General features: G+C 60.6%; 24 protein-coding genes and 1 pseudogene. 8 read left to right on the top strand and 17 right to left on the bottom strand.

Annotation, left to right across the window (positions count from 1 at the left end; translation table 11 throughout):
* Positions 1–176: 176 nt before the first annotated feature.
* The 3 genes from gpW to AB7I51_RS16020 are packed head-to-tail and all read right to left on the bottom strand — an operon-like array spanning position 177 to position 3,006.
* Positions 177–416, bottom strand: a complete 240-nt coding sequence (gpW, locus tag AB7I51_RS16010; protein ID WP_428384366.1) for a gpW family head-tail joining protein — start codon at positions 414–416, stop codon at positions 177–179.
* On the bottom strand, positions 413–2,371 hold the full coding sequence (locus AB7I51_RS16015; protein ID WP_428406323.1) for a phage terminase large subunit family protein: 1,959 nt from the start codon (positions 2,369–2,371) through the stop codon (positions 413–415). Before AB7I51_RS16015 ends, gpW begins: the two co-directional genes overlap by 4 nt.
* Before the next feature lie 11 nt (positions 2,372–2,382).
* Complete coding sequence (locus AB7I51_RS16020) at positions 2,383–3,006, bottom strand: hypothetical protein (RefSeq protein WP_428384370.1); 624 nt, start codon at positions 3,004–3,006, stop codon at positions 2,383–2,385.
* 555 nt (positions 3,007–3,561) lie between these two features.
* Here AB7I51_RS16020 and AB7I51_RS16025 point away from each other — a divergent pair.
* Positions 3,562–4,617: a DUF2252 family protein gene (locus AB7I51_RS16025; RefSeq protein WP_428406324.1), complete on the top strand. Its 1,056-nt coding sequence runs from the start codon at positions 3,562–3,564 to the stop codon at positions 4,615–4,617.
* A gap of 189 nt (positions 4,618–4,806) precedes the next feature.
* Here the strand turns inward: AB7I51_RS16025 and AB7I51_RS16030 are convergent, their stop codons facing one another.
* The 11 genes from AB7I51_RS16030 to AB7I51_RS16080 form a co-directional block, all read right to left on the bottom strand.
* Positions 4,807–5,142: a PAS domain-containing protein gene (locus tag AB7I51_RS16030; protein WP_428384374.1), complete on the bottom strand. Its 336-nt coding sequence runs from the start codon at positions 5,140–5,142 to the stop codon at positions 4,807–4,809.
* A 988-nt stretch (positions 5,143–6,130) separates the two neighbouring features.
* On the bottom strand, positions 6,131–6,727 hold the full coding sequence (locus AB7I51_RS16035) for a hypothetical protein (RefSeq protein WP_428384376.1): 597 nt from the start codon (positions 6,725–6,727) through the stop codon (positions 6,131–6,133).
* Positions 6,724–6,861, bottom strand: a complete 138-nt coding sequence (locus AB7I51_RS16040; protein ID WP_428384378.1) for a hypothetical protein — start codon at positions 6,859–6,861, stop codon at positions 6,724–6,726. The genes AB7I51_RS16035 and AB7I51_RS16040 overlap by 4 nt, the downstream gene beginning before the upstream one ends.
* A complete protein-coding gene (locus AB7I51_RS16045; protein WP_428384379.1) occupies positions 6,858–7,889 on the bottom strand; it encodes a DUF1376 domain-containing protein in 1,032 nt (343 codons plus the stop codon). Before AB7I51_RS16045 ends, AB7I51_RS16040 begins: the two co-directional genes overlap by 4 nt.
* Positions 7,883–9,331, bottom strand: a complete 1,449-nt coding sequence (locus AB7I51_RS16050; protein WP_428384381.1) for a replicative DNA helicase — start codon at positions 9,329–9,331, stop codon at positions 7,883–7,885. Before AB7I51_RS16050 ends, AB7I51_RS16045 begins: the two co-directional genes overlap by 7 nt.
* Positions 9,328–9,618 (bottom strand): hypothetical protein, encoded by a 291-nt coding sequence (locus tag AB7I51_RS16055; protein ID WP_428384383.1) that lies wholly within the window; start codon positions 9,616–9,618, stop codon positions 9,328–9,330. Before AB7I51_RS16055 ends, AB7I51_RS16050 begins: the two co-directional genes overlap by 4 nt.
* A complete protein-coding gene (locus AB7I51_RS16060; protein WP_428384384.1) occupies positions 9,615–9,851 on the bottom strand; it encodes a hypothetical protein in 237 nt (78 codons plus the stop codon). The genes AB7I51_RS16055 and AB7I51_RS16060 overlap by 4 nt, the downstream gene beginning before the upstream one ends.
* Entirely contained in the window at positions 9,851–10,375 is a 525-nt protein-coding gene (locus AB7I51_RS16065) for a hypothetical protein (RefSeq protein WP_428384386.1), read from the bottom strand. Before AB7I51_RS16065 ends, AB7I51_RS16060 begins: the two co-directional genes overlap by 1 nt.
* 12 nt (positions 10,376–10,387) lie before the next feature.
* The gene (locus AB7I51_RS16070; protein WP_428384388.1) at positions 10,388–10,882 is read right to left on the bottom strand and encodes a hypothetical protein; all 495 of its coding nucleotides are present in this window, start codon (positions 10,880–10,882) and stop codon (positions 10,388–10,390) included.
* Between the two features lie 11 nt (positions 10,883–10,893).
* Positions 10,894–11,196, bottom strand: coding sequence for a hypothetical protein (locus AB7I51_RS16075; protein ID WP_428384389.1), 303 nt, complete (start codon positions 11,194–11,196; stop codon positions 10,894–10,896).
* Positions 11,197–11,199: 3 nt separating this feature from the next.
* Complete coding sequence (locus tag AB7I51_RS16080) at positions 11,200–11,574, bottom strand: hypothetical protein (protein WP_428384391.1); 375 nt, start codon at positions 11,572–11,574, stop codon at positions 11,200–11,202.
* Positions 11,575–11,615: 41 nt separating this feature from the next.
* On the opposite strand from AB7I51_RS16080, the gene AB7I51_RS16085 reads away from it, so the two are divergent.
* Together AB7I51_RS16085 and AB7I51_RS16090 are read left to right on the top strand one after the other, a co-directional pair.
* Complete coding sequence (locus tag AB7I51_RS16085; RefSeq protein WP_428405416.1) at positions 11,616–12,140, top strand: hypothetical protein; 525 nt, start codon at positions 11,616–11,618, stop codon at positions 12,138–12,140.
* Positions 12,109–12,405 (top strand): hypothetical protein, encoded by a 297-nt coding sequence (locus AB7I51_RS16090; RefSeq protein ID WP_428384393.1) that lies wholly within the window; start codon positions 12,109–12,111, stop codon positions 12,403–12,405. Before AB7I51_RS16085 ends, AB7I51_RS16090 begins: the two co-directional genes overlap by 32 nt.
* A 116-nt stretch (positions 12,406–12,521) precedes the next feature.
* Here AB7I51_RS16090 and AB7I51_RS16095 read toward each other — a convergent pair whose 3' ends face one another.
* Positions 12,522–12,776, bottom strand: a complete 255-nt coding sequence (locus tag AB7I51_RS16095) for a hypothetical protein (RefSeq protein WP_428384395.1) — start codon at positions 12,774–12,776, stop codon at positions 12,522–12,524.
* 85 nt (positions 12,777–12,861) lie between these two features.
* Between AB7I51_RS16095 and AB7I51_RS16100 the strand changes: the two genes are divergently transcribed.
* The 5 genes and pseudogenes from AB7I51_RS16100 to AB7I51_RS16120 all read left to right on the top strand — a co-directional run.
* Positions 12,862–13,491 (top strand): helix-turn-helix domain-containing protein, encoded by a 630-nt coding sequence (locus tag AB7I51_RS16100; RefSeq protein ID WP_428384397.1) that lies wholly within the window; start codon positions 12,862–12,864, stop codon positions 13,489–13,491.
* A gap of 19 nt (positions 13,492–13,510) precedes the next feature.
* Positions 13,511–13,951: a hypothetical protein gene (locus AB7I51_RS16105; protein ID WP_428384399.1), complete on the top strand. Its 441-nt coding sequence runs from the start codon at positions 13,511–13,513 to the stop codon at positions 13,949–13,951.
* Between the two features lie 27 nt (positions 13,952–13,978).
* A complete protein-coding gene (locus tag AB7I51_RS16110; RefSeq protein ID WP_428384401.1) occupies positions 13,979–14,620 on the top strand; it encodes a C39 family peptidase in 642 nt (213 codons plus the stop codon).
* 126 nt (positions 14,621–14,746) lie between these two features.
* Positions 14,747–15,157 (top strand): transposase, encoded by a 411-nt coding sequence (locus AB7I51_RS16115; RefSeq protein ID WP_428384403.1) that lies wholly within the window; start codon positions 14,747–14,749, stop codon positions 15,155–15,157.
* Positions 15,158–15,175: 18 nt separating this feature from the next.
* Positions 15,176–15,283 (top strand): annotated as a pseudogene (locus AB7I51_RS16120) (transposase); the annotation flags it as partial.
* Positions 15,284–15,293: 10 nt separating this feature from the next.
* On the opposite strand, the gene AB7I51_RS16125 reads toward AB7I51_RS16120, so the two are convergent.
* Both AB7I51_RS16125 and AB7I51_RS16130 read right to left on the bottom strand, forming a co-directional pair.
* The gene (locus AB7I51_RS16125; protein ID WP_428384405.1) at positions 15,294–15,542 is read right to left on the bottom strand and encodes a hypothetical protein; all 249 of its coding nucleotides are present in this window, start codon (positions 15,540–15,542) and stop codon (positions 15,294–15,296) included.
* A gap of 3 nt (positions 15,543–15,545) precedes the next feature.
* A partial coding sequence (locus AB7I51_RS16130) for a hypothetical protein (protein WP_428406325.1) occupies positions 15,546–15,765 on the bottom strand: 220 nt, incomplete at its 5' end.

The raw sequence follows: 15,765 nt of genomic DNA on the forward strand, positions 1-15,765 counted from the left end.
GTCGCGCTCATAGGTTAGGGCCGCTTGCGCGGATGGATTGGAAGGCCGCCAGAACGCCACGTCCTGATGCACCGTCGAGGCGGCGTCAAAAAAACTGCGCCCCCCGATATCGGACATGCGTCGCCTGCTCGGTGGCACAACCGCGCCGTCAGGTCCCAGGATGGTCACGGCGCCCATCAGCCGAAATACGCGATCCGGCGATAGCCGCGCGCGCCTGCGACAGAGCCGCCGGCGGCGCGGATCTGCCCGGCGAGATCGGCGATATAGGCGTTGAGCTTGGCCAAATCCGCCTGGTTATAGGTAATCTTTCCGGTCTGACCGCGTTGCACCTCGACGGCGAGCTTTCCGATCGAAAGCTTGTGGCGAGCGGCGACGGCCTCGTTATACCAGGCAGTGAGTGTCGCAAGGTCTGTCATTTCGAGGCGCCGATTTCCCAGAGTTTACGTTTCGCAGGCTTCGCGACGACAGGACGCGCCTGATGCGCGCCAATCGCGTCGCGCGACGGGTCGAAGAGGTCGCTTTGGTCGCGCTCAACGATCTTTTCCATAATCGCCCTCATAGCCGCCCAGGCTTCCGCAGTTCGCGAATACCAGCCGCAGCGGATCGCTGCCGCCTCGGCATACATCTCGGTGTCGAGCACCTCGTTACGATCGTGCTCCTTGCGCCAGAAGGCGCGCGGAAAGCCTGAGCGCTTGTCTTTTTCGACGTGGCGCTTCTCCGCCGTGAGCTGGCGGTAGAATTCGTCGTCGAGGCCAGACGGATAGCCGCAATAGCAGCGCGACAGCGGGTCGCTGCGCGCCAGAACTTCATAGAATGACGATTTCAGACCGGAAACGCCGACGTTGTAGAACCGCTTTTGCGTCTTGCGGATCGATCCGTCAGCCTTGCGCTCGGTCTTGGTCAGCGCGATTGGCGGCGCCATGTCGGATTTCGCGCCGCGCACGACGATAACCTTCGTCCACGAATAGCGCTTGGCCCAGGCGAAAACATCTTTCGTATAGGCGTTGCCGTCGATCGCGAGCATGTCGATGCCGCGCAGATTGCCAAATTGGTCCGGAAACTGCCGCGTCATCACGCGGTCAAGCGACTCTCGGCCCTCATCCGTTCCGACGAAATGCGGAATCACCTCGTATTCGATTGTCCAGCGCTTCAGATGTTCGCCGAACGCCTTGTAATGGACTTCGATGCGGTCGCCCTGGCAGTCCACGCCGACGCAGAGGAGGAGACCGCCAGCCGGAACGCGCCCCCGCTCGTAGGTCGACACGCCCTCGAGGATGACGCCGTTCTCGTCGACGCCGTTCGAGCGGTCGCGAATGCTTTGCCATGGCGGCGCTTCGCCTGCTGTCTCATATGGCAGCCCCCACCAATCGTTGAAATAGACCTGCTCGGCCTGTGGGTCGCCTTTGACCTTGAACCATTGCGCAGCGATCTCAGCCCAATCGTAATTCGGCATCTCTGCCCGAGACGCTTGAATTGAGATTTCCCGCGCGCGCGGGTTGTCCGCGACAAACCGGCCCTTGCGCAACAGCTCGCGCTTATGGCGTCGTTCAATCTTTTCGTTGCATGAAACGCATGTGAAGTGAGCCGAATCGACATCGTCAGGATCGAGATTGGCGCTAAAATTTTCCCAGCGCAGAGGCTGAAAACAGTCGCAGTGCGGGCAGGGAACGTGCCACCACTCCTGCGTTCCATTCTTGAAGTTGCGCGTGATGCGGCATGTCTTGTCCCGAAGCGGCGTCGAGATCTTCAACACCTTGCGCCATTCGAACGATCCGGAGCGGCTGTCGGACTGCGCCTCGGGATCGCCGGCGTCGTTTACAGCCCATTTCGCGAGATCGTCTTGAACCTGCGCTGGCCAGGAGACCATCGAGAGCGACGAAGGCGAGTTGGCGCCGGAAATCTGCAGGGACCCGCGACCGTCTCGCGTCTCCTGGTAGAGAGTCGTGTCGGTCGAATCGCGCGACCTTTGCTCGCCGAAGATTCGGCGCAACGCCGGCGACTGCTTCCGCATCACCTTCCATTTGCGGCGCGCCCAACGGATGGCGTTGTCGTGCGAGGGATGGACATAGCCCATGTCGCAGGGATCGATGTCCATTCGCCCGCCGATAAAGATTTGCGCGACGGTCGTCTTGAAGATCTGCGCCGCGCCTCTGACCGACACGACGGTCGTTGGATGTTCCGGCGATAGAACCTCGAGGATGCGTTGAAGCTGCGGAATCGTGTTGCGGCTGAAAGGCCCTGGAAACGGACTTTCTTTCCCGAACACGATGTTGCGCTCGGCCCACGCGACCAGGTCCGGCGGCGGCGGCGGCTTTGTTGCGACCTCGACGACAGTCAATGCCAGCACGCGGGGATCGACGAGAATCGACATTGTGGTGTCGACTACTCGCCTTCCAGAGATTTGCGGTGCGCCCTGGCGTCCTCGCTGTAATTGGCGCGGAACGCGCGCCAGGCTTCGCGCATCTGGCTTGCAAGCGTCTTCCAATCAAGATTGTGCCGCTCCGCTATATCTCGCGAGAGCGAAGTGCCGATGAAGGTCTCAGCCTCGCCGATGAACTTCGACAATTCGCGGCCCCAGATTGCCGCGGCGTCCTCGGCGACAACGTAGCGCCCTTCATCGAGCGCCAGCTTGCGGCGCTTCGCCTCGGCGTCGAGCTCGGCGGCGTCCGCGTCTGCCCGAGCGCGACGTGCGAGATCGCGCTCGCGCTCGGAGGCGACAGAGCCGAGCCCCGGATTTGCGGGCGGCGGCGGCGCAAGCGCGCTCTCAACAATCGGCGGCGGCGCCGGCGCGCAGGCATCGATCGGCGCAACTTGAATCGCCTGCTGTGATGGATCGAGTGACGCCGACAGATCGGCTTTCGCCCGCTCGACCCAGATCCTCGCGGAATTTCCCTCGCCGACCAACGCCGCGGCGCTGATTTTCCCGAGCTTGATCCACTTGGTGATACATGCAGGCGATCGCTGCATGCGGGTGGCGAATTCCCCTTTGCTCTCGATCGTCTTCACCGGATTTTACTCAGCCACTTTACCCATGAGGTAAAATTCACCCTTTCGCAAAACCTGAATTTCTAGAAAACCCACGCGCTCCGTTTGACCGCATACCTGCCGACCGCTGGAAGGACCCGCAACAGGCGCGAGTCTAGTTGGGAGCGGCTATTCGGCTAATTGACGGCCGGAACTAGCCGTGACAGCTTCATGTTCCATGTGCCCGACTCACGCGGGCTATTGGCTAGAGGCCGCGCGGGAGGCGAAATCTTCGCGCGGCCTCGCAGGTCAGCGAGCCATTCATACGGCGCTTGGCCTTTTCGTTTAGCTCTCCACGAGTGAGTCTGTGCTAAAATCAAACGCCCGGCCGCATTTCTGCTCCGGGCGCAAATCTTCCAATTGCCAGAATCACTACCTTAAGCCGGTCCGCTGGTCAACACGCGCGATCGCGCCGCACTTAAACTCGGACAGAATCTCTCCGTGAGTTTGCGACTTGACTATGAAATTGGAGAGCGGTTTTCTTTTGAGATTAGCCGCGCCAGCGCACAGGCACGATTTTCGAGATCGGACATTTCAATGTCCTTCCAAGCCGACAACACAGCGTTTGAAGACTGGCTGCGAACGCAGTGCCAGGTCGTCAAGTCGGATCTCGACTACAAACACGAGAGGATGAGGAGGAATTCGTTCGTTTTCCTACGGGCGACCTACTTTCGTTGGGCAAAACGGATCGAGAGCCTTTGTCCTGAATGTGCGAGAGCGCCGAAGGCGCTCTCCGTGGGCGACACTCATACTGAGAATTTTGGAACCTGGCGGGACGCGGAGGGCAGGCTTGTCTGGGGCGTCAACGATTTCGATGAGGCGGCGGTCATACCATATCCGTTCGATCTCATCCGCCTCGCAACAAGCGTCAGGCTGGCTCCGAAGCGCGATTGCAGCAACCGAGACGCCGCCGATGCGATTCTTCTCGGCTATCTCGAAGGCCTTTCCAGGCCGCGCCCGATATTGCTCGACGAGCAAGAGACATGGATGCGGGAATACGTCGCCTGCAGCGATGATCAAAGGCGCAAGTTCTGGGCGGAGGTGGAAAAATATCCTGACGCTGAGCCCCCGGTTCACGTGGAGCAGGGGCTGCGTAACGCCCTTCCGGTTGACGCAGTCGTTTGGCGTTTCGCTTCGAGGGTAAAGGGTGGCGGCAGCCTGGGTCGGCCACGCTTTGTGGCGATCGCAAAATGGCGCGGAGGGAAAATCGTGAGAGAGGCAAAAGCCTTGGTTCCATCGGCCTGGAATTGGGCGCATGGGGATTCTGACGAAGGCTTGCAGTTCCTTAAACTCGCTTCCGGGAACTTCCGAGCTCCCGATCCGTTTCTCAATCTCGAGAGCAGGTTCATTATCCGGCGCGTCGCTGCCGACTCCCGCAAGATCAACCTTGGCGACGAAGCCGGCGCTGACCTCAAAACCGATTTGTTGCGAGTCATGGGATTTGATCTAGGCGCCATTCATGCCGCTACGCCGGCCGCCGCCGATAAGATCAGCGACGATCTTGCCTCGCGTGATCCTTCTTGGCTGGCTAGAGCTGCCAAAATTGCCGCCATGGCGGTAGAGCAAGATTTCGAGGAATGGCGCCGAAACTAGTTGCTACGAAGCCTGGCGCTAGCTGAAGGAGCTATTGTCGACGAATAGGGTGGGCGGCAATGATCAGCAGGAGGGGCGCCGAGTTGCGGTTATAGAAACACCACGGCCGACCATTCCTGTGGCGACCGTCATCGGCGCCTCTCTCGGTGTGGGCCCGAACCTGTCTCGTTGCTGGGGCGCGAAGAGGTTCTACTCAGGAATGACGAAAGAAATGCCGAACACCCGCCGATGGCCATCCAACTCGTCGACCCATTTGCAGACGCTCAATGTCACCGCCCCCTGCTCGGAGTGCTCGACCGATTCGTGAATGTAACGCGGCTTCCCCGAAGCGAGAACGTCTTCGTCGTCCTTAACCAGCGCCTCAGCATCTGCCTTCCAGGGCAGCTCGCTGTCATTTTTCCCCACAACATCGTCGCCCGCCAAGTCGCAGATAGCGCGATTGCCCCAGACATAGCGCCACTTCTCGTCCTTCACCCACAGCAGGAACGGCGCGTCCTGAAACGCGTCGAGGTCGCTCTTCTTCATCGTTGAATCCTCCTTGGCGCTTTTGCTCTCAATCTATGTAGATTCGCCTGGCGCCGCGGGAAAACATTCATTTGACATATCGTCTTCTGGGAGGCGCGCATCTGGCTACAGTCCTCCCCATAGAGATTTCTTTCAAGCTTGAACGGCGAGGCGCCTGCTCAAGCAGGCGGGATTGGCCATCCCGACCTGTCCCAATGCGCCGCCAGAGTTTCCAGCGCCTGCCGGAACTGCGCGGCGATGTTTCGCTTCGCGCGCTTGAGGTTCGAGCGCTTCGCATTTGTGCGCACGGCCATTTCCCGAAAGCTGTGGCCGTCTACAAGCGCGCCGCGGAGGATTAGAGTAGAGCAAGATTTCGAGGAATGGCGCCAAAGCTGATTGCAACTGAGCACGCGCAGGAGCCCGTTGTTTGCGCGTGCGGCTGGTCCCTGGCAGGAAGGCCATGCGCAGCGGGGGCCGCTGGGGCGCAATCAAGCTGGTGGAATAGGCTGAATGTCGGAAGTTGGGTTGTGTGCCGAACTAATAATATGTCGGCGTCCACTTCGGGCAGTTTAGACAATTAAAAAAGCCGCCAAGTCGATGGCTTGGCGGCTTCTTATCATAGTTCCAAACGTCAGCCGAGGTGTGAAATCATCGGCGCAAGAGCGATCGCTGTAAATACGACCGCGATGACGCCGACGACCCAAAATACACCCTTAAGGCGAGACGTAGCTGATGTGGTATTCATTTATTCCTCCCATGGAAAAACCTGCTGTACACGTCGTATAAGCCGAGCGCAGGCTTTACCATAGAAGCTGCGACCTACGTTTAATATATACGCTTTTATTTATGAATAAACAACTGAATGATATTTTATTTTGGCGTGACATAGAGTCACGGACGATTAATCAGATTTATTTCTGCGTCTGGTGTGCTTTTGTTAATGCAAATGCCACCGCTCTCGATCCTGCGCGCCGAGATTTCTTTCAAGCTTAAACGGCGAGGCGAGCGGCTAAGACGGCGGGATTGGCCATCCCGACTTGTCCCAATGCGCCGCGAGCGTCTCAAGCGCCTGCCGGAACTGCGCGGCGATGTTTCGCTTCGCACGCTTGAGGTTCGAGCGCTTCGCATTTGTGCGCACGGCCATTTCCCGAAAGCTGTGGCCGTCGACGAGCGCGCCGCGCAGGATCAGAGCGGCCCATGCTCCAACGGCGCTCTGCACGTCCGCCTGCATCGCGACAAGCGCCTCTGCGGCCTCCATAGCGTAGCCAATCGACAATTCGTGACTGCCGCCTCCGCCGCCAGGTTCGAAGACGGCCTTCGACTGCGCGCCTCTCGCACGCTCGGCGACCGCCAGATAGGCGCGCCCGGCGAGGTAGGCAGGCTCCGAAATGCGCCCGTAGCTGCGTTCGCACTCGAGCGGATCCGTGAGGCGATTCACGGCGGCGCGCTGACGTTTCAGTTTCTCCCGACCGATGATCGACGGGTCCGGCACCGCCGCTTCGACGATCTCGACCTTGCCGGCGAGAAGGCGCTTGGAACGCGGCAATTCTGGGCCGGGATGCTTCGAATCCTCGACGCGATCGTAGCGCCCGAGCGCGCGATTCATGCCGCCTCCTTGAGCGCGTTCGTCCAGTCCATCGGCTTGTCGCTGCGCCTGCGCAGCACGACGACGATGCGCGCGCGGATCACGCGGCGCTCGACGCGCCACAGGCGCTCCGGATAGAGGTTCGCGAGCGTCATGCCGCGGCCTCGTCGTCGACCGGATAGGGCACACGCTCGAAGCCGAATTCGGCGAGGATTTCATCGGGAATTCGGCATCCCGGCTCGTCCGGCGGGAAGCCGAAATTTTGGATGTCCCACGGCTGTTTCCGCGGATCGGAACGCCACGAAGCGATGTATTTTCGGATCTGGCTCGCCCTGCGTTTCGTGCCGCCGAGGTCGAACAGCGGGTCGTTGGGATCGTTGGGCGGCTGAGACGGCCTCGGCTGCGGGGCCTTGATGGACGCCGCCTCGGCGATGGCCTTGTCGAACCATTTCAGGCCCTTGTCGCGAGCGCTCGGCATCTTCGAGCGAACGACCGACAGGCAGAGATCGGGCGGAAAGCCTTGCGCCAGCCACACGGCGGCATGGCCAGTTTCCGGCGGAATCCCTGCGCCGAACGCTGCGTAGACGTCGACGATCGCCTTGCGCAAATCGAGTTCGACCGAGCTCGCGCGCGCGCAGGCCGTAAGCTGACTCGCTGGAAGGTTATCCGAATCTATTCTCCCTTCCTTCTCCCTTCCTTCTCCCTTGGAGCTTGTTACAGTTTCTGTAACAGAACTTGTCACTGGCGCAGTCGCATCCTCTGTGGTTGCGTTTTTGTGTTTTGACGACAGACGCGCGGTGCGCGCTGCGGCGGTTCTGTCACGTTGCTTCTTCTTCGCCTCCCATGCTTCGTTGGCCTTCTCTGCGACAGTCGGGTGATAGAGCCTTCCGTCGCTGCATTTGATCCAGTGACGAAGAGCGCCGCGCTTGACCTTCAGCCACTCCTTTACAATGCGCCCGTAGCCGGCCAGCGCGGAGAGCACCGCATCGTCGTCGGGCAGGCTCGCCGCCGGTATCTGATGCCAGGACGCGCACCAGAGAAGCACGGCGGCGCGGAACTCCTCGCCGGTGGCGCTCGCCGACAGATCGCAGTCCCGCAGCCGCACGACGTCGAGCGGCATGTAGGGAAAGTCGCGCAGGTCGACTTCCGGCCAAACGAGAGGTTCGGGCGCCGCATTCACCATTGCTTTGCTCCGTTGTCGATGAAGCTGCGCCCGACGTCGCAATAGAGATTGATCGTCTTTGGAGGGCCGAGCCGGTTCTTGAGAAGGATCGCTTCAAGATCGTTGGCCCGAGCCGCGGCGATCGCGACGGCTTCCGAATCCGTTCCGTCGATCACCTTCGGATTGCGCTGGTCGTAATAGGCCGGGCGGTAGAGCACGATGACGACGTCGGCGTCCTGTTCGATCGTTCCGCTGTCGCGAAGATCCGACAGCTGCGGCCGCTTGTCGTCGCGCTTGTCGACCTCGCGCGAGAGCTGCGAGAGGAGCACGACGGCGACGTCAAGGCGCTTCGACATGGCCTTGAGGCTCGCGGTCGCTTCGCCGATCTCGTCGACGCGGCGCCCGCGGTAGCGCTCGCCGAACTTCATGATCTGCAGATAGTCGACGAAGACGACGTCGAGCGTCTTGCCCTGGCGCTCCAGCCGCTGCTTCGTGCGCTTGGCCCGCGCCTCGATCTGCTCGGCGGCGAGCTGAGGCGTCGCGTCGACGGTGAGCGCGAAGCGCGAGAAGCTTCGCTCGATGGCGCGGAGGCGCTCGATGTCCTCGGGATCGACCTTGCCGGCGAGAATGTTGCTGTAATTGAGCGGCGAAACTCCCGCGGCCAGGGCGTTGGCCGCCATGCGGGCGGAGAGCTCGCGCCGATCGATCTCCAGCGAATAGATGTCGACGCCGAACTGCGGGCGGTCGTCTCGCGGCCGCGCGACGCGTCGCGCCGAGGCGCACATGAAGACGGTCTTGCCGCACCCGGGACGCCCGGCGACGACATAGAGACGTCCGGGGCGATAGCCGCCGGAGATCGCTCTGTCGACATCCACGAAGCCCGTCGAGGGAATCGGGCGGGCGTCTCCCGCGGCCTGGGCCTCGGCGTCCGAGATGACGTCGGCGAGGCCGCCGGCGAGCGTCGAACGATCGCGCTCGTCTCCCGTCGCCGTCGCGTTGCGCAGGCCGATGACGCCGGCGTCGAGATCGTCCAGCGTCTCGCGCAGCCGACCGACGCCGGGCGCGCGCGCCGCAGCCGCGGTCGCCTCTGCGAGGCCGATGAGCTCGCGACGCGCCCAGGCGTCGACGATCATCTCGCCATAGTCGCGGGCGTTGATGACATTGGGCGCTTCGGCCGTGAGGCGCGCAAGATAGGCGCGCAGCGGCGGCGCGTTGGCGGGCATCTCCAGGCCGGAAAGCTCCGCGCCGAGCGCAATGAGCGTCGGCGCCCGTCCTGATGCGGCGATGTCGAGGGCGGCCTGATAGATCGTCCTGTGCAGCGACTCGCTGAAGTGCCGAGCTTCGAGAAAGCCCTGCACATAGTTGAGCGCGTCCGGGTTAAGCAGGATCGCGCCAAGCAGCGCCTGCTCCGCTTCGATGGAGCAGGGAAGCGCGTCGTGAGGAGTGGGGGAACGGGCGTTCATGCGGCGCGCGTCCGGCTTGCAAGCCACGCCAGCGCGCGGTCTTTAACAGCGCCGCCCGGGCAGACGTTCAAGAGCGTCTCGACGATGGCGATCGCGTCGGGTCCGTTCGCCTCCCGACGGATGGCGGCGCGTTCGATCCGCGCGTGGATGGCGCCGATATGCCGCTCGAAGAGCTCCTGCTCGGCGCGCGTCAGACGCACGCGGCCGCGCGCAAGATTGATGGCCGTCTGCAAGGCGCTCAGCTGCGAGACGTCGGAAATCGTTTGCGATGCGGGAGCGATCGTCATAATGACGCGCCCTCCTGCAAACTAGCGCGCGCCCGTTGATGCTCTTCGAACTTGCGCTCGAACAGGCTGCGAAGTTCCCGATCCGCCGAGAGAAGATTCAATGTGACGCGGGCGGCTCTGATTGCGCGGCAGAATTCGTCAACGCCCATCTCGCACCTCTGTTGCTTGTAGGGGAGTAGGTCGACGTGCCAAACGGCCAGCGCCTGCATGTCGATTGACACCCGCAACTTCATCAGGCCGACTCCCCGAACATCATCAGTTCCGCAGGCCGGCGGCGCGCATAGTTCGCCGAGGCGAAACTGAATATCGCGCAGGCGTCGGCGCGATTGTCGTCGCGGCAATCGCGCGGGATGTAGCCGAGCACGCGCGCACGGTTCAGCACCGCCGCCTTCGTCGCTTTGCGTTCGCCCATATTGGCGGCGCCGATGAAATGCTTCCGCACCGTCGCGGGGGCCGGCTTCTCGAGGCGAATATCCCGCGCCATCGCCTCCGCCACCGCGACGCCGAAACACATGAGCTGCAGGATCACGGCGTCCGCGCTCTTCTGCGCGACGGGATTGAGATAATGCTCGATGCAGATCAGATCCGGCCTTTCGAGCGCCAGCCGGTCGCGCAGAAAGGCGCGCATGTTGAACGCGGCGACGTCTGCGGGCTCGCCCGGGCGCTTCAGGCGCACCGAGCCGGACGCCGGGATTTCTCCCGCGCGCCCGAGCGCGTAGCCCGTGTAAGTCGCAATATCGAGCGCCAGGATCAGCACCGCGTCGCGTCCTCAGTTGTAGGTGTAGCTGCCGCCGGCTTCGTCTTCGTCAGGTGACTCGGGCGCCTTGCGCCGCCGCGACGGCTTGCTCGACGTGGCGTCGTCGAACTCGCGCTCCTCCTCGCTCAGCTGCGTGATGCCGCTTTCCAGGCGCTCGACGTTTTCGGCGACCTGCGCCGCCTCGGCCTCTTCCGCCTCCTTCTGCGCGTCGCGCCGCGCCATGTCGTCGAGATCGCCGACATGTTCCTCGAAGAGGTTCAGCTCGCCCGCCATGTCGCGATAGGCGTCGAAGGAGCGCAGCCATCCGTCGCGCTTCTCTGCGTCCATCCGATAGAGCTTGAGGATCGCCTTGAAGGCGCCGGCGTGCAGATTGCCGTTCTCGACGGCATGCTTAATGCGCTCGCCGATCTCGCCATTGACGCTCGCGACCTTCGTCTTCGCCTGATCCGCGGCCTTGATCAGCGCGCCGAACTGCTTCCTGTTGATGAGCTTCTCAGTTTCCGACATGGGCCATCCTCCTAAGTCTCCAGAAGATCGAGCACGGCGCCGATGATCCCGGTCGCGGCGCCGTCCGTGGTGCGCGTCACCGCTTTCTGAATGACGTCAGCGGGCGCGCCATATTGCAGAGCGATCGAAAGGCAGACCGCGGCGTCCTTGGCGTCGTCGCCGAGCGGCAGCATTCCTTTCGAGGCGCAGTCGATAAAGACTTCGGCGAGCGCGCCGTCCTCGAACCGTCCGACGCCCACCGTGTAAGGCGCGCCTCTGAATTCGAACTGGCGCGCCTCATGCGCGCGGCGAGTTGGGAGAGCGCGTCGAAGCATCGGTCAGTTGTCCTCGCGCTCCAGAACATCAGCCGCGCGAGCAAACGCAGCGCCAGCGCAGGCAAAAGCCGAAGAAATCCTGCTTTTCGCTTCGGTGATTTCTCGTTCATGTCGAAGAAGCCGTTCTTGCTTTTCGTGTTCGGCCAGATAGGCGTCGCGCAGCGCCTCATAGACGCCGACGAAGATGTCCTTCGGCGGCCGGTAGCGGAGCGCCCACAGCGTCGAGAACGGCACGCCGTAGCGCGCCTCGAGCCTGCGCATGGCGTTTTCGAGGTCGCCGGGGCCGCGCGTCTCGCGCTGAACGAGCCATTTCGCCCACTCTCTCGCCTCGCTCACCGCGCTCGTCATTTGCTCCTCATGCAAAGGCTTTTTGCACATCTGCAAAGCTCTCCATGTCACAACCCGGGACATGAGGAGCCTTGACCAATCTCCCTCTCCGACGCGCTCTTGCTTGGCGGCTGTTGCGCGTCGCCGAATTCGAACGCCAACGCGGGAAGGAACGCGTGACCTTTTGCCTTCCCCGCTGGTTGCGGGCGCCGGTTTCAGAGTTCCGGCGCCCGCTTTCTCGATTGGATCCTCGTTTCCACTTCGAGTTCCTCGCCACGAATTGCGTAACGTGGCGAAGTCATGAAACTTTTGCCCTTGAAAGAGCCCCGACGCCGGAGCGCCGGGGAGTTTTCAAGGAACAGGAGTTACTCGCCGCACATGCGCTGCGGCGCGCGCTTTCCCGGGAGCACGCCCGGAAACTCCTTCAACTCAGCAGTGCGCGCGCGATGATCGCGGAGAGCGACAACGCGTCACACTTGATCGGCAAAGCGCTTGCATGCGAGCGCAGATGGCGAAAAATCACGCTTTCGATCGCGGCCCGCGCGCACGTCACGCCTTGGGAACGCAGACCAAAGGAATTGGCTGATGCCACTTTCGGAAATTCTAAAAACCATTGAAAAATCCCCAACTTGGGAAACTCTGGCGAAGTTGCCTGCGCAGCTGGAGGCGCTGGAAAGACGCGTCGCGGCGCTTGAAGCAGCGTTCGCCACGCCAAGCTCGGCCAATGCAGTCGCCTGCCCAGCTTGCGGCGCTGCCATGAAATTTGTTGGGGAGCGGCCGGACCCGACCTTTGGTCGCTTGGGGTTCAAGGAACATCAGTTTCAATGCGAGTGCGGCTACCGCACGACCCGACAATGGTCGCAGCAGAAGGGCTACCGGTAGCGAGCGCGAGGAAGCCGCGATCACGCGGCGGGGTTCGATCGCCGCGGATGCGATGCCGGCGCCGATGATCGCGGGCGATGCGGATGTGCTGAGCGAGCGAGCGTCATGAGGTTCGGTCATGACGGTGCCTCGGTGGGAAGTTCAGCGGGTCGATTGATCTGCGGAGGCCAAACAGCGCCGTCGGGCCAGTTGTCGGAGAACCATTTGATGGCATCGTTCGCGCGGCGAAGCGTGATCGATGCTCCGTGCCGCATGGCGTCGAGTTTCTTAGTATCGGCAAAAACGCGAGAGCTAATTGTCGTATCGCTGGCGCCTGTTGCACCTGCATACGCGTCAACTACAGCGAGGAGGTCGGTCTCGGTGATCATCATCGGTATTATTACCGTTTATCGACCGACAGTCAACGGTAATCTTACCGCAGGCACGTTGGCCTGACATCGGTGAAAATACCGCCCGATGGACTTGGATTTGAGAGCGATTACGGCTCGCGTCGAGAAGCGGCTTGAGAAGGTCGGTTTAAAGGCCGCTACCGCGTCGCGCCTTGCGGGCAAGCGAGATGCCATCCGGAATTTACAACGGGCGGCAAGAAGCGAAACTGGCCGTAGAGGGGTTTCTACAGACACGGTAGCGGCGCTGGCGCCCGTGCTCAGAACGCGAATAGCTTGGCTACTCACTGGAGAAGGCCCAGAGGAATTAGACGAGCCAGACACCAAGACGGTTCCGATTGTGGGCTACGTCGGCGCTGGAGCGGAAACGTTTTTCGAGTCCGGGCAGGGTCCGTTCGATTACGTTGAAGCGCCAGACGGAGCAACCGAAGATACGGTAGCAGTCGAAATCCGGGGGACTTCGCTCGGCGAGCTCTTCGACCGTTGGCTGATCTTCTATGATCAGCGTCGCGAGCCTGTTACGAGCGACTTAATCGGGAAACTCTGTGTCGTTGGACTGGCTGACGAGCGAATCGTCGTCAAAAAACTCAAGCGAGGCCAGCGCAAAGACAAATATGATCTGCTCTCCAATACTGAACCGCCTCTCTATGACCAGTCTGTGATATGGGCGGCGCGCGTAAAGCAGATGGTTCCGAAATAATCATTGGCGGAAAACAATCATGAGTTATGAAAATGTCGCCATAATTGGAGCTTTTCTGGCTTTTGCTGCTGGACTAATTCTCCTGATCGTCTGCATTGGGTTCATAATCTCATTCCAGCGACCAACGAATGCAGTTGTTCAGGCCGCATACGAACGAGGTTTTGATGTTCTCATCGAGCCAGCCGGCCAGCGCGGGTACTGGCTACGGACTCTATCGGCGCTGTTCGCCGTGCTCGCAATTTTCTCATTCATTTGGGCTGAATTCGAATGGGACTTCGCTACTCCGAGGAGTGAATCAGTTGGCATTGGTACATCGGGATACGCCCTTGTGCTGTATGCCCGATCTATCGCACTTGGCTGCATTTCTGGTGCATTGGCGATTCTTTCGCATGGCGACTTAGTGCTCCGTTGGATGCGGATTACCTATGCAAAGCGCGAAGACGTAAAGAACGTGAGTTGACACTGAGGGAGATGGGAACCGTTTTGCATGATCGACGCCGAGCGGGCAGCAGATGGCAGGATACTAAGTATTCCCTACTGCCAGCAGCGCAAGAATGATTACTGCGGTGCCGCTGCGCTAGAGATGGTGTTTCGCTACTATCGCCCGAGCAAGCTCACTAAATTCAATCAGGATCGCATCTTTCGCACGCTTGCGAAACGTGAGCCGATGGGCTCCGGAAGTTACCGCATCAATGGTGACGATCTCATCGAAACCGCTCGAAAGCGAGGCTTTTGCGCGGGCTGGGGCCGCGTCCATCCAAATCTCCGCGCGCTGAGGGCGCAAACCGTCGAAATTGTTGTAAACCGCGGTATTCCACTGATTGCATGCCAACGGTTCACGAATGCGCGACCCGAACTTGGACATTTCCGCGTCATCGTTGGAGTCGCCGCAGATTACGTGGTCGTCCACGATCCTCACCCAGAATTTGGGGGTGCGGCACAGAAATGGTCGTGGGAGAAGATCTCCGACTATTGGCGCTATACTGGCCTGAACGTCACGGGTGGAGTCGCTATTTGGGTGGCGCCAGAGCCTCTGCCCGACAATTTGCTTTGCCCAGGCGCTCCGAATCCATGGCCCGAGCTTTCAGGGACGCCGCATCTTCACTTTTCTCGCAATCCAACAACATAGACAAAGTCGCAATTGCGCCGCCTCCGCGAGCTACTTTCTCGAGTCTTTTTCTTTCTCTTTTCGAGAGCAATCACTCGGCTTGACGTATGTGGAAGTTGTGACATAGCGACAAAATCGGAGGTTGCTGTGCCCAAATCTATCACTGTTCGAGAGTTTTTCGCTCAGTTTCCCGACGACGACGCTTGTCTGTCGCATCTTTTCACGCAGCGTTACGGTGAGAACGTTCAATGCGAGCGCTGTGGAGAAGTTGGCAAGTTTCGCAAATTGTCGAAGATTCCGGCTTACACATGCAACTGCGGACATCACATTCATCCGATGGTTGGAACGCCGTTCGGAGGCGCGCGCATTCCGCTGCAAAAGTGGTTCTATGCGATGTATCTGTTCACGGCTTCGTGCCACGGCTTTCCCGCGAAAGAACTTCAACGCCAACTCGGCGTCTCGTATGAGACGGCGTGGCGCATGGGTCACGAAATCCGCAAGTATCTCGCTAAGGTTGACGTTGACGATCAATTGGGTGGCCATGTCGAAGCCCGATGATCTGCGTCAAGCGGAGGGGGCAAGCGCGGTCGCGGCGCTCCGGGCAAGACGGTCGTCTTCGGAATGGTTGAGCGCAATGGCGACGTGGCCACCCGCGTTGTTCCGAACGTCCATCGCAAGACGCTTGATCCGCAAATCAGTTCGCGGCACGCACATTCGTGTCAGCTGCATCTTTCAAAGTATCTCGGCGAATTTGAGTTTTGCTGGAACTCGCGACATGCGCCTGAGACGATGTTTCCTCGCTCGATGGTGTCGTCTTGCTCATCTCACTGAGAAGGCGATTGAACCTCGCTCGGCCGGCCTCCGAAAGATGCTCTTTCGCAAACTGATCGATGCAACCGAGATTGCGCGCCTCTTCAAGGCTGAGATAATTGCCGCGTGACATTTGCTAATTCGCCTCCTGCCAAATCCCGTTCGTGTAAATCCCCTGTTTGTCAAATTCAGCTACGATTTGCTTCTTCCCGTTAAGGTTGAAGGGCAAGCTGCTGCCAACACGGCCATATCGTAAGCGAAATTCGAGAAACCCTTCCACAGCTCCTGGTTTTGGCGGATTAGGTATGCTTATCGGATGATCGTAATACCATCCGATTCCACTCGGAGGGATCTCG

Origin of the sequence: Methylocystis sp. (genome assembly GCF_050246715.1) — a bacterium.
In the GTDB taxonomy this organism is placed as follows: Bacteria; Pseudomonadota; Alphaproteobacteria; order Rhizobiales; family Beijerinckiaceae; genus Methylocystis.

Bases quoted from the DNA above. Each gene is read 5' to 3' on its own strand.
- gpW (WP_428384366.1), bottom strand. From the start codon at position 416: ATGACAGACCTTGCGACACTCACTGCCTGGTATAACGAGGCCGTCGCC.
- AB7I51_RS16015 (WP_428406323.1), bottom strand. From the start codon at position 2,371: ATGTCGATTCTCGTCGATCCCCGCGTGCTGGCATTGACTGTCGTCGAG.
- AB7I51_RS16025 (WP_428406324.1), top strand. From the start codon at position 3,562: ATGTCCTTCCAAGCCGACAACACAGCGTTTGAAGACTGGCTGCGAACG.
- AB7I51_RS16030 (WP_428384374.1), bottom strand. From the start codon at position 5,142: ATGAAGAAGAGCGACCTCGACGCGTTTCAGGACGCGCCGTTCCTGCTG.
- AB7I51_RS16035 (WP_428384376.1), bottom strand. From the start codon at position 6,727: ATGAATCGCGCGCTCGGGCGCTACGATCGCGTCGAGGATTCGAAGCAT.
- AB7I51_RS16040 (WP_428384378.1), bottom strand. From the start codon at position 6,861: ATGACGCTCGCGAACCTCTATCCGGAGCGCCTGTGGCGCGTCGAGCGC.
- AB7I51_RS16045 (WP_428384379.1), bottom strand. From the start codon at position 7,889: ATGGTGAATGCGGCGCCCGAACCTCTCGTTTGGCCGGAAGTCGACCTG.
- AB7I51_RS16050 (WP_428384381.1), bottom strand. From the start codon at position 9,331: ATGAACGCCCGTTCCCCCACTCCTCACGACGCGCTTCCCTGCTCCATC.
- AB7I51_RS16055 (WP_428384383.1), bottom strand. From the start codon at position 9,618: ATGACGATCGCTCCCGCATCGCAAACGATTTCCGACGTCTCGCAGCTG.
- AB7I51_RS16060 (WP_428384384.1), bottom strand. From the start codon at position 9,851: ATGAAGTTGCGGGTGTCAATCGACATGCAGGCGCTGGCCGTTTGGCAC.
- AB7I51_RS16070 (WP_428384388.1), bottom strand. From the start codon at position 10,882: ATGTCGGAAACTGAGAAGCTCATCAACAGGAAGCAGTTCGGCGCGCTG.
- AB7I51_RS16075 (WP_428384389.1), bottom strand. From the start codon at position 11,196: ATGCTTCGACGCGCTCTCCCAACTCGCCGCGCGCATGAGGCGCGCCAG.
- AB7I51_RS16080 (WP_428384391.1), bottom strand. From the start codon at position 11,574: ATGTGCAAAAAGCCTTTGCATGAGGAGCAAATGACGAGCGCGGTGAGC.
- AB7I51_RS16090 (WP_428384393.1), top strand. From the start codon at position 12,109: ATGCCACTTTCGGAAATTCTAAAAACCATTGAAAAATCCCCAACTTGG.
- AB7I51_RS16095 (WP_428384395.1), bottom strand. From the start codon at position 12,776: ATGATGATCACCGAGACCGACCTCCTCGCTGTAGTTGACGCGTATGCA.
- AB7I51_RS16100 (WP_428384397.1), top strand. From the start codon at position 12,862: ATGGACTTGGATTTGAGAGCGATTACGGCTCGCGTCGAGAAGCGGCTT.
- AB7I51_RS16105 (WP_428384399.1), top strand. From the start codon at position 13,511: ATGAGTTATGAAAATGTCGCCATAATTGGAGCTTTTCTGGCTTTTGCT.
- AB7I51_RS16110 (WP_428384401.1), top strand. From the start codon at position 13,979: ATGATCGACGCCGAGCGGGCAGCAGATGGCAGGATACTAAGTATTCCC.
- AB7I51_RS16125 (WP_428384405.1), bottom strand. From the start codon at position 15,542: ATGTCACGCGGCAATTATCTCAGCCTTGAAGAGGCGCGCAATCTCGGT.